Annotated in this window: 15 protein-coding genes and 3 tRNA genes; 5 read left to right on the top strand and 13 right to left on the bottom strand. The window is 53.9% G+C overall.

Annotated features, from left to right (window positions below; genetic code table 11):
* From BLW97_RS01820 to BLW97_RS01805, 4 genes are all read right to left on the bottom strand, one after another.
* A partial coding sequence (locus BLW97_RS01820) for a GTP-binding protein (RefSeq protein ID WP_242947650.1) occupies nucleotides 1–222 on the bottom strand: 222 nt, incomplete at its 3' end.
* A gap of 41 nt (nucleotides 223–263) precedes the next feature.
* Nucleotides 264–339: transfer RNA gene (locus BLW97_RS01815), tRNA-Thr, on the bottom strand.
* Nucleotides 340–346: 7 nt separating this feature from the next.
* Nucleotides 347–420, bottom strand: a tRNA-Gly gene (locus tag BLW97_RS01810).
* 60 nt (nucleotides 421–480) lie between these two features.
* Nucleotides 481–565 (bottom strand) — tRNA-Tyr (locus BLW97_RS01805).
* Nucleotides 566–820: 255 nt separating this feature from the next.
* Here BLW97_RS01805 and BLW97_RS01800 point away from each other — a divergent pair.
* The 3 genes from BLW97_RS01800 (at nucleotide 821) to BLW97_RS01790 (ending at nucleotide 3630) form a co-directional block, all read left to right on the top strand.
* Complete coding sequence (locus BLW97_RS01800; RefSeq protein WP_010639713.1) at nucleotides 821–1465, top strand: OmpA family protein; 645 nt, start codon at nucleotides 821–823, stop codon at nucleotides 1463–1465.
* A gap of 101 nt (nucleotides 1466–1566) precedes the next feature.
* Complete coding sequence (ubiB, locus tag BLW97_RS01795) at nucleotides 1567–3249, top strand: ubiquinone biosynthesis regulatory protein kinase UbiB (RefSeq protein ID WP_075322134.1); 1683 nt, start codon at nucleotides 1567–1569, stop codon at nucleotides 3247–3249.
* Nucleotides 3250–3285: 36 nt separating this feature from the next.
* Nucleotides 3286–3630, top strand: coding sequence for a LapA family protein (locus tag BLW97_RS01790; protein ID WP_024894705.1), 345 nt, complete (start codon nucleotides 3286–3288; stop codon nucleotides 3628–3630).
* A 22-nt stretch (nucleotides 3631–3652) separates the two neighbouring features.
* Here the strand turns inward: BLW97_RS01790 and BLW97_RS01785 are convergent, their stop codons facing one another.
* From BLW97_RS01785 to BLW97_RS01745, 9 genes are all read right to left on the bottom strand, one after another.
* The gene (locus BLW97_RS01785; RefSeq protein ID WP_031573649.1) at nucleotides 3653–4228 is read right to left on the bottom strand and encodes a tetratricopeptide repeat protein; all 576 of its coding nucleotides are present in this window, start codon (nucleotides 4226–4228) and stop codon (nucleotides 3653–3655) included.
* A 112-nt stretch (nucleotides 4229–4340) separates the two neighbouring features.
* Nucleotides 4341–4787: a transcription antitermination factor NusB gene (nusB, locus tag BLW97_RS01780; protein ID WP_010641392.1), complete on the bottom strand. Its 447-nt coding sequence runs from the start codon at nucleotides 4785–4787 to the stop codon at nucleotides 4341–4343.
* A gap of 6 nt (nucleotides 4788–4793) precedes the next feature.
* Nucleotides 4794–5258: a 6,7-dimethyl-8-ribityllumazine synthase gene (gene ribH / locus BLW97_RS01775; RefSeq protein WP_075322133.1), complete on the bottom strand. Its 465-nt coding sequence runs from the start codon at nucleotides 5256–5258 to the stop codon at nucleotides 4794–4796.
* Nucleotides 5259–5267: 9 nt separating this feature from the next.
* A complete protein-coding gene (gene ribB, locus BLW97_RS01770) occupies nucleotides 5268–6389 on the bottom strand; it encodes a 3,4-dihydroxy-2-butanone-4-phosphate synthase (protein ID WP_075322132.1) in 1122 nt (373 codons plus the stop codon).
* Nucleotides 6386–7042 carry a riboflavin synthase gene (locus BLW97_RS01765; protein ID WP_075322131.1) on the bottom strand — a complete coding sequence of 219 codons (657 nt, stop codon included), beginning with the start codon at nucleotides 7040–7042 and terminating at the stop codon, nucleotides 6386–6388. Before BLW97_RS01765 ends, ribB begins: the two co-directional genes overlap by 4 nt.
* A gap of 3 nt (nucleotides 7043–7045) precedes the next feature.
* On the bottom strand, nucleotides 7046–8146 hold the full coding sequence (gene ribD, locus BLW97_RS01760; protein WP_075322130.1) for a bifunctional diaminohydroxyphosphoribosylaminopyrimidine deaminase/5-amino-6-(5-phosphoribosylamino)uracil reductase RibD: 1101 nt from the start codon (nucleotides 8144–8146) through the stop codon (nucleotides 7046–7048).
* Nucleotides 8136–8639, bottom strand: a complete 504-nt coding sequence (gene nrdR / locus BLW97_RS01755) for a transcriptional regulator NrdR (RefSeq protein WP_035210942.1) — start codon at nucleotides 8637–8639, stop codon at nucleotides 8136–8138. The genes ribD and nrdR overlap by 11 nt, the downstream gene beginning before the upstream one ends.
* A gap of 5 nt (nucleotides 8640–8644) precedes the next feature.
* On the bottom strand, nucleotides 8645–9889 hold the full coding sequence (gene glyA / locus BLW97_RS01750; RefSeq protein ID WP_065957719.1) for a serine hydroxymethyltransferase: 1245 nt from the start codon (nucleotides 9887–9889) through the stop codon (nucleotides 8645–8647).
* A 105-nt stretch (nucleotides 9890–9994) separates the two neighbouring features.
* Nucleotides 9995–10786: a hypothetical protein gene (locus BLW97_RS01745; protein ID WP_419177219.1), complete on the bottom strand. Its 792-nt coding sequence runs from the start codon at nucleotides 10784–10786 to the stop codon at nucleotides 9995–9997.
* A gap of 373 nt (nucleotides 10787–11159) precedes the next feature.
* On the opposite strand from BLW97_RS01745, the gene metX reads away from it, so the two are divergent.
* Complete coding sequence (gene metX / locus BLW97_RS01740; RefSeq protein WP_010641375.1) at nucleotides 11160–12311, top strand: homoserine O-succinyltransferase MetX; 1152 nt, start codon at nucleotides 11160–11162, stop codon at nucleotides 12309–12311.
* Complete coding sequence (gene metW, locus BLW97_RS01735; RefSeq protein ID WP_010641373.1) at nucleotides 12308–12913, top strand: methionine biosynthesis protein MetW; 606 nt, start codon at nucleotides 12308–12310, stop codon at nucleotides 12911–12913. The genes metX and metW overlap by 4 nt, the downstream gene beginning before the upstream one ends.
* Nucleotides 12914–12931: the final 18 nt, after the last annotated feature.

Below are 12931 nucleotides of genomic sequence, written 5' to 3'. Positions count from 1 at the left end.
CGCTTCCGTCTCATACTCGACGTGCGAGGTCGCGATCGTGATGCCACGCGCCCGTTCTTCTGGCGCATTGTCAATCTGATCATAGGCCCGTACTTCTCCACCAAACTTCGTCGACAGCACCTTCGTCAGCGCCGCCGTCAATGTGGTCTTCCCATGGTCCACGTGACCAATCGTTCCCACGTTTACATGCGGCTTCGTCCGCTCAAATTTCCCTTTGGACATCAGAAACTCCCCAAGAAAACAGACCCAAGAAAAAAACAATATGGAGCCCACAACCGGATTCGAACCGGTGACCTCTTCCTTACCAAGGAAGTGCTCTACCGCCTGAGCTATGTGGGCCTACTTCTGGAGCGGGTGATGGGAATCGAACCCACACCATCAGCTTGGAAGGCTGAGGTTCTACCATTGAACTACACCCGCATAAACCGTGGCGCCCGCGCCGCTTACTACTTATTAACCTATGCATTCTTAATCGAAATATGGTGGAGGGAGGAGGATTCGAACCTCCGAAGGCAGAGCCGTCAGATTTACAGTCTGATCCCTTTGACCGCTCGGGAACCCCTCCACGATTAGCGGCGCATTGTGCCGCTTAGTGCTGGCACCTGTCAATAGAAATTATGACAATCTCTGTCGCACTTTATTTATCCCGCACCACGCCAGTCAAGTGCCCCAGGTGGCTTTTTTGATCTTGATTTTAAAAGATCCTCTTTGCTTATTGTGCCCATTTCTTGACATCGTTGCCGATTTACAACATTCTCTGCCTGGCTGTACTAGATTTTGCTAGGTAGATTTCTGCCCGGGCTTGAGAGGAGGGTTTATAATGCAACATATTAAACGTATTACGCTGATGCTTGCCATCAGCGGCGGTTTTATTGCTGGAACGGCGTTTGCTGATAATGCTTACAACGGTTATGCCATTGAGGCTGGTGGAAAGCCGGTAGTCGCTTCCAATGGTGCTTGTGTCCGTGGCGGACGTCCAGTCACGGATGGCGCCATTCCTGCTTATTGCGCACCTCAGCCTGCTCCGGTTGCGGTGAAGCCAGCACCCGCTCCGGCTCCCGTTCCGGCACCTATTGCCCCAGTCGAACGTACGGTTCTGGTCAGTAAGCCCATTACCATTACTGGCATCAACTTTAAATTTGATTCCTACAAACTCCTGGATCATGACATCAGAGTTTTGGACGAAGTAGCCGATTTTGCCAAAAATCATCCGGCGGCTGTTCTGGACGTGAATGGATATTGCAGCAAGGTTGGTAGTTACGCCTACAACCTGAAGCTGTCCAAGTTGCGCGCCCAAAGCGTTGCTCAATACCTTGCCAATCATGGTGTTTCCAATGATCGCATGGTCTTGAAAGGACATTCCTACAATGATCCCGTCGCCAGCAACGCCACTTCACAAGGGCGCTTCCTGAACCAGCGTGTGGAAATCAATTCCAACATCAAGGTTCAAAAAACAGTTCAGTAACCAGTCCTGAACGGCTGAATAAGGCGGGTCGAAATTGATCCGCCTTTTTTGTGCCTTTTGTCCATCATGCAGCATTCAAATTCCATGCTAGACTAGCGACCATGCGACAATCCCTGCTTCGTTTCGTACGTACTCTGCACATCACTCGCGTCCTGGTGAGGTACCGCCTGGATGAAGTGCTTTATTTTCTGCCCATATTAAAGCCGTATCAGGCTATTTTACGCCTTAGCCCCATGTCCTGGCTGGGTCCCAAGCCGCAGGGGGATTTTGCAGAACGACTGCGCCAGGCTCTGGAAACTCTGGGACCAACTTTCATCAAGCTCGGACAAATGTTGTCGACCCGACGCGATCTTCTGCCTGACTATATCACCCAGGAACTGGCCAAGCTGCAAGATGCCGTCCCACCCTTCCCCTCTGAAGAAGCTTGCAAAATCATTGAAAGCGCATTGGGCAAACCGATCAATACAGTGTTTTCAGAGTTTCATTCCAAACCGGCTGCGGCGGCTTCTATTGCTCAGGTTCATTTCGGCGTGCTGCAGGATGGTCGCGAAGTCGCTATTAAGGTCCGCCGTCCCGGCTTAAGACGAATTATTGATCAGGATCTGGCTATTTTAGGCCTGTTGGCTGATTTGGCGGAACGCTATTCCCAGGAAGGACGACGACTGAGAATTCGCGCTGTTGTCGCGGAATATGCCAAGACCTTGCGCGGAGAACTGGATTTGCTTCGCGAAGCTGCTAATGCCAGTCAATTACGTCGCAATTTTGCCGCCGATCCTGATCTGCTTTATATCCCTGAAATTTACTGGGATTACTGCAGTTCCTCGGTCCTGGTCATGGAACGGATTTACGGTATCCCGATTGGTCAGTTGGATGCCTTACGCGCTGCCGGCATCAACTTTGATCAACTCTCCAGACGCGCCGCAGATATTTTCTTCCGTCAGGTTTTTCGCGACGCCTACTTTCATGCAGATATGCATCCCGGCAACATTTTCATAGATCCCCAAAGCGGGCGCTTTATTGCTGTGGACTTTGGCATCATGGGCAGCCTGGATGATGCCAGCCAGCATTATCTGGCAGAAAACATGATCGCCTTTTTTCAAAGAGATTACCGGAGAGTCGCCGAGGCGCATGTGGAGGCAGGCTGGGTTCCGCCCGATACCAATGTTCAGGATTTTGAAACAGCGATCAGGGCCATTGCCGAACCTGTGTTTGAAAAACCCCTAAACGAAATATCGGTCGCTAACTTGTTGCTGCGCTTATTCCAGACGACCCGGGCCTTTCACATGCAAACCCAGCCCCAACTTCTATTGCTCCAGAAAACTTTAGTGAACGTCGAAGGTATCGCCCGCGATTTCAATCCTGCATTGAACATGTGGGAAGTGGCCACTCCACTGCTGACTGAATGGCTCAGTCGTCAGCGCGGCCCCCGTGGCTGGTGGACGGAAATGAAGCGCCATTTTCCAGAATGGGGACTGGTCCTTCCGGAAATGCCCGTTTTACTGCATGGCATTCTTCGTCAGGCCCAACAGGGAGAGCTGCCCCTGGTTATTCGTAATCAGGATCTGGAAGGGATTCGTAAGGAAATCCGTCGCGGCATGTTGCGCCTTTCATTTGGTGTCAGTGGTACTTTCATTGTCGTCGGCATTGGTATTATGGCGGCACTCGCGCATAAATTGGATTACGCGATTTTCGATCTGCCTCTCTGGGCATGGTTGATTTTAATACCTGGATTCACCTGGGTTGGCGTTCGATGGGTCGGTAGTTTTTTCAGGATCCGAGATTAACGCTTAATCGATAAACAACAAGGGAGGATTGCTTTTATGTGGGTCATTATTTCGCTGGTGATTGCTGCTGTTGCTGTCCTATTCGCCGTACAGAATAATACCATGACATCCGTGCATTTTTTTTCATGGACTTTTGCCCAATCTCAGGGCGTGATTTTACTGGGTGGATTTGTGGCGGGGTTTATAGCCAGTATGCTGATCTATCTACCCACCCATATCCGCAACAAGCTCAAAATACGTCGTCATGAACGCCGCCTGTCTGATCTTGAAGGGCAACTCAATGAAGAAAGGGGCAAGCGGGAATATATCGAAAAAGAACATGCCGCCGCCTTACGCATCCAGAAAAACAACGGTGTGACCGGGTCCAAGGCCGAAAGCTGAGAACCCGGCGATATTGGTCTGCTTATTCGGCTTTTTTGTCCGCGACGGGTACCGCAGAAGCCGTTTTATTAATCGGCACAGCACGGGCAAGTACTTCGAGGTTTTTGGTAGCTTGCGTGTTACCTGCTTCTGCCGCCTTGTGCCACCACAATGCCGCTTTGGCGTAATCCTGAGGAACACCCTGGCCCATGAAATAGAGGTTGCCCAGATTATACTGAGCAGCCGAAACCCCCAACTCTGCCGCCTTATTCCACCAATAGGCCGCTTTAATCAGGTCTTTGGGCACCCCCTGACCAAAATAATATTGCATGCCCAGGTTGTACTCGGCCTTGCCGTAACCGTGCATGGCTGATTTTTCAAACCACTGTGCCGCCAACGTGTAATTTTGTGGCACACCATCGCCCAATGCGCAGCGAGTACCAATGCTGTTTTCCAGTTTGGCGGTGGTCAAATCGGTCGGCTGCGAGCTGGCTGAGTCTTCCATTTCTGCTTTATTGGCCGTCGTCTGGGCATTGGCCAAGGGTGTGGCAAGGAGCAAAAACGCGGCAGCCGAACAAGCAAGCACCGCAGGATTGGAAAATAAACGATGAGCTGGCATGATTCACTCCATAAATGAGGGTTAATAGCTTTCAGATGTGAAGGTTACACCATAAAGCTAAGAAACTGCCACAACTTTTTACGCCAACCTCCCAACCAGGGAAAATCCTCTTTCAGGATTTTGTGCTTTGCTCTATCTCGCTCTGGCGCCAGCGCTGGGCCAGCTTATCAAGTACCGCATTGACAAAACGATGTCCCTGTTCAGCCCCAAAGTCCTTTCCCAGTTCAATGGCTTCATTGATGACTACCCGGTATGGTGTTTGCGGCAGATCTCGGAGCTCATAGGCGGCAAGACGCAAAATGGCGCGCTCCACTTCACTGATTTCATCAGTCCAGCGCCGATCCGGGATTTCTTCGGCAATGGCCGGATCCAAGTGCGGAATCGCCTGGCAAACGCCTTCCCATACTGTCGCAAAGAAAGCGCGATCAGCGCCCTGAAGCCGTTCCGGGTCTGTAGTAAACTGAAGCGCAATTTCTGCACAATGTCCCGGATTCAGCTGCCACTGATAAAGGGCCTGGATAATAGCCTGACGCGCCAGGCGACGACGACTGTTTTTCATGGAGACTCAGATCTGACCCAGAAGCTGTACCATTTCGAGAGCCGTCATGGCCGCATCAAAACCTTTATTGCCTGCCTTGGTACCGGCACGCTCAATAGCCTGTTCAATGCTGTCAGTGGTTAAAATGCCGAAAATCACCGGAATACCTGTGTCCATGGCCACCTGTGCCACACCCTTGGAAACCTCTCCTGCTACATAATCAAAATGGGGCGTTCCGCCACGAATAACGGCACCCAGACAAAGAACCGCGTCGTAATTTCCACTACGCGCCAGTTTTTGCGCAACCAATGGAATTTCATAAGCGCCAGGCACATAGACCACATGAATTTGTTCATCACTGGCACCATGACGACGCAAAGCATCTATAGCGCCCTGCTCCAGTTGCTGGGTAATGAAACTGTTAAAGCGGCTGACCAGCAGGGCAAATCGAAACTTACCGGCCTGGAGACTACCTTCTATTTCCTGAATCATGATTTTTCCTTATTTATTTTCCTGAAATGGACGCTGGCCCACAATTTCGAGACCAAATCCGCCAATACCCCGGTACTGGAAATGGCTGTCACTCAGCACCTCGGCACGATGCACGCCCAGATCCGTGAGGATTTGGGCGCCAATACCAAAAGTGCGCAAAACCCGACCAGCATCTCCAGCCTGCCCAGGCCCTTTGGGCATTTCCGGCAAGGCAGATACTTCCTGGACCAGCTCTTCCACACTTTCTTCATGGTGCAAGTACACCAGCACGCCCCGACCCTCAGCCGCAATCCGCTCTAACGCGCGCGTATTCGGACTGGCCGCTCCCGCAAACAAATCATTGAGGGTTTTACCCACCTGAACACGCACCAGCACGGGACTTTCTGTAGCCGCCACTTCACCCATGACCAAGGCAAAATGCGTTTCTTTCGCTACCCAGTCCCGATAAACCGTTAGCTGGAATTCTCCATGGGGACTCTGCCATGGCCCCTGCGCTTGACGCTCGACAATCCGCTCTCTTTCAAGGCGATAGCGGATCAAGTCGGCAATGGTGCCAATTTTGAGTCCATGCTTTGCTGCATAGGGAAGCAGATCGGGTAAGCGAGCCATTTCCCCATCGGCATTGAGAATCTCGCAAATCACTCCTGCTGGCTGACAACCCGCCAGTCGTGCCAGATCAACGGCCGCTTCGGTATGCCCGGCGCGGACCAGAACCCCACCCGGCTCGGCAGCAAGGGGAAAAATATGTCCGGGCATGACCAGATCTTCGGGCGCAGCATTTTCAGCAATAGCAGCCTGAACTGTGGCTGCCCGGTCGGCTGCAGAAATACCCGTAGTCACTCCCCGAGCCGCTTCAATGGATACTGTAAAGGCGGTTCCCAGGCTGGCCGTATTATGTCCGACCATTTGTGGCAGACGCAGCTGCTGGCAACGTTCCCGGGTCAAGGGCAGACAGACCAGTCCGCGTGCCTGGGACACCATAAAATTAATGGCGGCGGGAGTCACGAACTCCGCCGCCATGATCAGGTCACCCTCATTTTCACGGCCCTCGTCATCCATGAGGATCACCATACGACCCGCTGCAATTTCGGCAATAATTTCTTCGGCGGGACTGATGTTACCTTCACTCATACGGGGTATCCTCTGGCAGCTAGTGATTCGCGGGTAATTTTCGATTTTAGCCCCGACTGCGCCTCCGTCGCTACCCAACGTTCCAGATAGCGGGCAATCAGGTCCACTTCGAGATTGACCGCCTGACCCGCACGCCAGGCTGATGCAGTCGTATTTGTCAGTGTATGGGGAATCAGATTAAGCATAAATTGCTCGCCTTCCAGCGCATTGACGGTCAGGCTGATACCATCCACGCAAATGCTGCCTTTGGCGGCGATATAGCGCAGCAGTTCGCGCGGTGCGGTCACCGCAAAAACCTGTGAACGTCCGGATTTCTGCACACTATGGATTTGTCCGACCCCATCCACATGACCCGCCACCAGATGACCGCCCAGACGGTCAGCCAGACGCAGTGCTTTTTCGAGATTCACGGCACTACCTGTTTTAAGGCTACCCAGCAGGGTCTTGTCCAGGGTCTCGCGGGAAATATCCACGGCAAACCCGTCTTTGTGCAGTTCCACTACGGTCAGGCAAACACCCGATACAGCAATACTGTCACCGAGTTTGACATCACCCAAATCCAGCCCGCCAGAGGCGAGCGTCATCCGAAAATCACCGCCCTGAGGCTGCAATTGTCTAACCTGACCCAAGGCCTCGATAATACCGGTGAACATGAATCAAAACTCCTGCGGACCCAGGGTCCACTTCAAATCATTACCCAGCGACTCGACCCGAAGACTCCGCCAGCGCGGCGCTTCGGTCAGTTGTTGAAAAGGACCAACCTGCATGGCGGGCAATGCCCCCTGGCCAAGGAGCATGGGGGCCATATAGAGCAACCACTCATCGACCAATCCGGCTGCAAACAGGGTACTGGCCAGACCCGGGCCCGCCTCTACCAATACTTCATTCATTTGTTTCTCTGCCAAAATGCGCATGACTGCCGGACAATCCAGGCGCTCGCCATCCAGCGGCACGGCAAACAAATCTGCACCTGCCGCCTGCAATGCATTTTTGGCTGCCTCCGGCTGGTCCGGCCCATGAAATATCCAGACCGCGCCGGGTGAAGCAAACAGTGCCGCATCCGCCGGGGTCCGCAAACGAGTGTCCAAAATCACCTTCAATGGACACCGGCGCAGCGGAATATCCAGACGCGGGGCCAGACGCGGGTTGTCGGCCAGAACCGTGCCAATCCCCACCAGGATGGCACTGGCGCTGGCCCGCTCTTTTTGCACATCGGCGCGCGCCAAGGTACCGGTCAGCCACTGACTTTGTCCATTGCCCAGCGCCACACCTGCATCCAGACTGACTGCCTGCTTTAAGCGAATCCAGGGACGCCCACCTTCCATGCGCATAAAAAATCCGGGGTTCAGCGCACGACTTTCGGCTTCGCAACAGCCCAGTTCAACCTCGATGCCAGCGGCTCTGAGCCGGGCAATGCCCTGCCCGGAAACCAGAGGATTGGGATCCTGAACCGCCACCACCACCCGTTTCACCCCTGCGGCCATCAGGGCGTCCGCACAGGGGCCGGTCCGCCCCTGATGACTGCAGGGTTCGAGGGTGACGTACACGGTCGCGGCACGCGACGCCGCTCCGGCTTCGGCAAGGGCCAGCACTTCGGCATGGGCTTCACCAGCAAAAAGGTGAGCGCCACGACCAACAACGATCCCTTCCTGCACCACCACCGCACCCACTCGCGGATTAGGGTGCGTCGAATATAAACCCCGCTTCGCCAGGTCCAGGGCCATTTCCATGAAATGATGGTCCTGCTCAGTCAGCACCAGAACGGCCTTTTCCGGGTACCTGTTGCTGATCAGGATGGGGGCCCTCTTTCAGGCGGGCAATTTCCGCACTGAATGCATCCACATCTTCAAAACGCCGGTACACCGAAGCGAAACGCACATAAGCCACCGGATCGAGGCCACGCAAAGCTTCCATAACCAGTTCGCCAATCAGGCGCGCCGGCACTTCGCGTTCGCCCCTTTCGCGAAGACGCCGTTGAATCAAACGCAGGGCTGAATCTACCTGGTCGGTAGCGACCGGACGCTTGCTCAGCGCCCGCGTCAAACCACGCTGCAATTTGTCTTCGTTAAAAGACTCACGACGCCCATCGGTTTTAACCACCATGGGCAAAGCGAGTTCGGCACGCTCAAAAGTCGTGAAGCGCTGATTACATTGCGGACATTCCCGACGGCGCCGCACCGTCCCGCCCTCATCCGCAAGGCGGGAATCCACCACCCGGGTGTCAGCGAAGGCGCAGAACGGGCAATGCACGGAACCTAGCCGTACACCGGAAACTGCTTGCACAGGGCAGTCATATCCGCCTTGACCCGAGCAATCACTGCGGCATCTGCGGGAGCATCCAGCACATCGGCGATCCCCTTGCCCAAGCGCTGCATTTCCGCTTCTGCAAAGCCACGGGTGGTTGCTGCCGGGGTGCCGATGCGAATACCACTGGTCACCGCTGGCGGACGGGTATCGAAAGGCACTGCGTTTTTGTTGACCGTGATGTGCGCCTGACCCAGCGCTTCCTCGGCTTCCTTACCGGTCACCTTTTCGCCCAGATTGAGGAGGAAAAGGTGATTATCCGTACCGCCTGACACGGCTGTATAACCTCGCCCGGCAAGTACCTGACTCAGCGCCTGGGCGTTGCGAATGACCTGCTGCTGATAGGTTTTGAACTCCGGCTGCAAAGCTTCACGGAAAGCTACCGCCTTGCCAGCAATGACGTGCATCAGAGGACCACCCTGCAAGCCAGGAAAAATCAACGAGTTGACCTTCTTGGCATATTCTTCCCGACAAAGGATGAGACCACCACGCGGTCCACGCAGGGTTTTGTGGGTCGTGGTGGTGACAAAATCCGCATGGGGAACGGGACTGGGATGTAAACCGGCCGCAACCAATCCGGCAATGTGGGCCATGTCCACCAGCAAATAAGCGCCGATACTCCGGGCAATTTCACCGATCCTTTCGAAATCGATAATGCGCGAATAGGCACTGGCCCCGGCGACGATCATTTTGGGACGTTCCTGCTCGGCCTGCGCTGCCATTGCCTCATAGTCAATTCGACCATCTTCGGCGCGCACCCCATAAGCGGCCACCTGAAACAGCTTGCCCGAAACATTTACCTTGGCTCCGTGGGTCAGATGTCCACCATGCGCCAGACTCATGCCCATAATTTTGTCGCCCGGCTTCAATACCGAAAGATAAACAGCCTGATTAGCCTGAGAACCGGAATGGGCCTGAACGTTGGCGTGTTCTGCGCCGAACAGCTCCAGAGCCCGATCAATGGCCAACTGTTCAGCAACATCCACATACTCGCAACCACCATAATAGCGTTTGCCCGGATAACCCTCGGCATACTTGTTGGTCAGCACTGAACCCTGCGCCACCATTACCATGGGGCTGGCATAATTTTCAGAAGCAATGAGTTCCACATGATCTTCCTGGCGCTGGGTTTCTTTGCACATGGCATCCCATAGTGCAGGATCAAAATCAGCAATACTGAGGGTTTTGGAAAACATGGTGCACTCCTTCAAAAACTTCCGTTAAAATTGTGGCTAGACACTAATGGATGCAAGAACGAACGGCAAGGGTAAAAAATGCGTGCAAGTCATGAATGAAACTCATCAGAGTTTGACACGCACCGGCTGCGGGTGATGGGCGAGTACAAAGCGGGCGGCCTTCTTTTCTTTCTTTTTTCGGGGAGGACGCCGCTTGTCAGCAAAAATATCCTGATAGGCCACATGGATGACCGGTGGACCCAACACCCAGACAATCAAGCCCAACCATAACTGGGAAAAAGCTGGCATAAACAGATTCGCCAGCAAAATGACGGCCCAGAGACCGATCAGAGGATCCCGCAATTCCGGCCTGAACAGCAGGGTGAGTGTAGTTTCCACTTCTGACTCCAGCCAGCCATGTCCTTTGTGCAAGGCAAGGGCAATCCCGAAAAAAGCCGGAGAGAACCAGAAGTAAGGCATTAGCGATAAATCCGAAAACCGCTGTCCGAAAGCGAACCACCAGCCCCAGAATCCCTGACCCATGCCCGAGTCGTCATGCCAGGGAATATTGATCCCGACCAGCAAGCTGCCCATGACCACTATGTCTTGGCCAAATTCGAAAATCATGCCAAAAACGGCAAAAAGCATACCCCAAACCACCGCCACATGGAGGGCATGCCGCATTTGTCGGTTCGTATAAGATTCCGTTTCTTCATCGGTATTGGCAGCGATTTCCAGGCCAAACAGCAGGCCAAAGGGCGCCATGGCGTACATCAACCATTCGGGAAAGGGAATGGCCGCAAACACCAATGCAGCAGCGGAAAGCAGCAGCCATGGCCGAGGCCGGGCCACTACCAGCTCAGCACCTCCCTCGACCCAGCTCACTACACGATTTACCCACTTCCAGGCCAAAATCATCTCCCAGCAACATGACACACGGCCAAGCACAACTTGTCGCTCATGCTATCTCTTTTGATTCTAAACCATCAAGGCGCATAAAACTAAAAACAGCAGTTGCCGTGGGTGCTTTGCCGCGACTTTTGTTCTGAGCCGTTGTTGTTCTTGGCGAAATCCTGCGCCCGTCAGGAGAGCTGTTTGAGCCCGCAGGGCGAGTTCTCTCCTGACAGCAGGATGAGCCATAGAACAACAGGCGAGGAACAATGGAGCAAAAAGCACCCACGGCAACTGCCGTTAGGATAAACACAAAATGCTGCCGCCTTACGCCGCTTGTCGCCGACGGTCTTGACGTTTAGACTCTTCCGGCTCTGTTTGATGATTATAAAAGCACACAATGCCTGCTCAGATACCCGCTGATTCCGTTGGACTGGTAACCCCGCAGACGGTCACTTTTCCAGCTGACCTGCAACTGGAGTGTGGGCGCAGCTTGCCGGGTTACACCCTGGTTTATGAAAGTTATGGGGCCTTGAACAAGGATCACAGTAACGCGATTTTACTCTGCCATGCGCTTTCTGGTGATCATCACGCTGCCGGGTATCATCACATGGATGATCGTAAGCCGGGCTGGTGGGAGCATCTGCTTGGACCCGGCAAGGCCATGGATACTGAACAGTTTTTTTTCGTCTGCGCCAATTTTATCGGGTCCTGCAAAGGCTCAACGGGTCCAGCCAGCATCAATCCTGAAACCGGCAGTCCCTGGGGTCTGGATTTTCCTATGGTCACCGTCCGCGACTGGGTAAAAACCCAGGCCGACCTGGCCGATCATCTGGAGATTGAACAATGGGCAGCGGTTATTGGCGGCAGCCTGGGTGGCATGCAGGTTATGCAATGGAGCATGGATTATCCGGACCGGCTGCGTAACGCCGTGGTCATTGCTGCTGCGCCCAAACTGACGGCGCAGAACATCGCCTTCAACGAAGTTTGTCGCCAGGCCATCATGACGGATCCGGATTTTCATAACGGCCGTTATTATGCCCATGACACCAAACCGCGCCGGGGACTGTCACTGGCGCGCATGATCGGCCACATCACCTATCTTTCCGATGACGCCATGCGCACCAAGTTCGGTCGGGATACCCGGGGCGGCAAGGCCTTTTCCTTTGGCTTTGATGTAGATTTTGAGGTGGAAAGTTATTTGCGCTATCAGGGTTCAAGCTTTGTCGAACGCTTTGATGCCAACAGCTATTTATATATTACCAAGGCATTGGATTATTTTGATCCGGCCAGTGCGTATGGCGGCAGCCTGGCAGAGGCCTTTGCCCGGGTACAAGCGGCATTTTTGGTAGTCTCTTTCAGTTCTGACTGGCGGTTTTCTCCGGAACGTTCCCGCGAAATCGTGCAGGCACTATATACCTGTAATCGCGATGTCAGCTATGCGGAAATTGAAGCCACCCACGGCCACGATTCGTTTTTAATGCCCATTCCCCAATATGTCGCCGTTCTCGGCACTTATCTGCAACGTGTTGCAGAGGAAATCGGACTATGAAGCTACGCCAGGATCTGGCCATTATCGCCGAATGGATTCCCCCGCAAAGCCGCATTCTTGATCTGGGCTGCGGGGAAGGAGAACTGCTGGCCTATTTGCGCGCCGAAAAGGGCGTGCAAGGTTATGGGGTGGAAATTGAGGAAGATCGGGTCGTCGCCGCCATCCGACGCGGAATTCCGGTCATTCAGCAGGATCTTGATCAGGGACTCAAAAATTTTGCAGACCAGAGTGTCGATACGGTAGTACTTTCCCTGACCCTGCAGGCTTCTACCTATCCCCGTCAGTTATTACTGGAAATGTTACGCGTCGGCCGTGAGGTCATTGTCACCTTTCCCAATATGGGACACTGGCATGCGCGCTGGCAACTGGGCGTGCTGGGCAAAATGCCCACCACAGACGCCTTGCCCCATACGTGGTACGATACCCCCAACATCCATCTGTGTACGATTCGTGACTTTGAACAACTCTGTGCCGACAACGGCATCGCCATCCATCAGCGGGTCGTGCTCAATGAGCGGCGGCGCAGCACTTGGCGCAACCGTTTGTTACCCAACCTATTTGGAGAAGTCGCTTTATATCGTTGCGCCCTGGTCGCACGCTGAAGCTCATGCGAGGAGAAC

Origin of the sequence: Acidithiobacillus albertensis (assembly GCF_001931655.1) — a bacterium.
Taxonomy (GTDB): domain Bacteria; phylum Pseudomonadota; class Gammaproteobacteria; order Acidithiobacillales; family Acidithiobacillaceae; genus Acidithiobacillus; species Acidithiobacillus thiooxidans.
Note: the sequence above shows the minus strand (reverse complement) of the source record. Positions and strands in the feature narration are given on the sequence as shown.

Excerpts from the sequence above, each read along its gene's own strand:
- BLW97_RS01800 (WP_010639713.1), top strand. The coding sequence starts at position 821 with ATGCAACATATTAAACGTATTACGCTGATGCTTGCCATCAGCGGCGGT.
- ubiB (WP_075322134.1), top strand. The coding sequence starts at position 1,567 with ATGCGACAATCCCTGCTTCGTTTCGTACGTACTCTGCACATCACTCGC.
- BLW97_RS01790 (WP_024894705.1), top strand. The coding sequence starts at position 3,286 with ATGTGGGTCATTATTTCGCTGGTGATTGCTGCTGTTGCTGTCCTATTC.
- BLW97_RS01785 (WP_031573649.1), bottom strand. The coding sequence starts at position 4,228 with ATGCCAGCTCATCGTTTATTTTCCAATCCTGCGGTGCTTGCTTGTTCG.
- nusB (WP_010641392.1), bottom strand. The coding sequence starts at position 4,787 with ATGAAAAACAGTCGTCGTCGCCTGGCGCGTCAGGCTATTATCCAGGCC.
- ribH (WP_075322133.1), bottom strand. The coding sequence starts at position 5,258 with ATGATTCAGGAAATAGAAGGTAGTCTCCAGGCCGGTAAGTTTCGATTT.
- ribB (WP_075322132.1), bottom strand. The coding sequence starts at position 6,389 with ATGAGTGAAGGTAACATCAGTCCCGCCGAAGAAATTATTGCCGAAATT.
- BLW97_RS01765 (WP_075322131.1), bottom strand. The coding sequence starts at position 7,042 with ATGTTCACCGGTATTATCGAGGCCTTGGGTCAGGTTAGACAATTGCAG.
- glyA (WP_065957719.1), bottom strand. The coding sequence starts at position 9,889 with ATGTTTTCCAAAACCCTCAGTATTGCTGATTTTGATCCTGCACTATGG.
- BLW97_RS01745 (WP_419177219.1), bottom strand. The coding sequence starts at position 10,786 with ATGATTTTGGCCTGGAAGTGGGTAAATCGTGTAGTGAGCTGGGTCGAG.
- metX (WP_010641375.1), top strand. The coding sequence starts at position 11,160 with ATGCCTGCTCAGATACCCGCTGATTCCGTTGGACTGGTAACCCCGCAG.
- metW (WP_010641373.1), top strand. The coding sequence starts at position 12,308 with ATGAAGCTACGCCAGGATCTGGCCATTATCGCCGAATGGATTCCCCCG.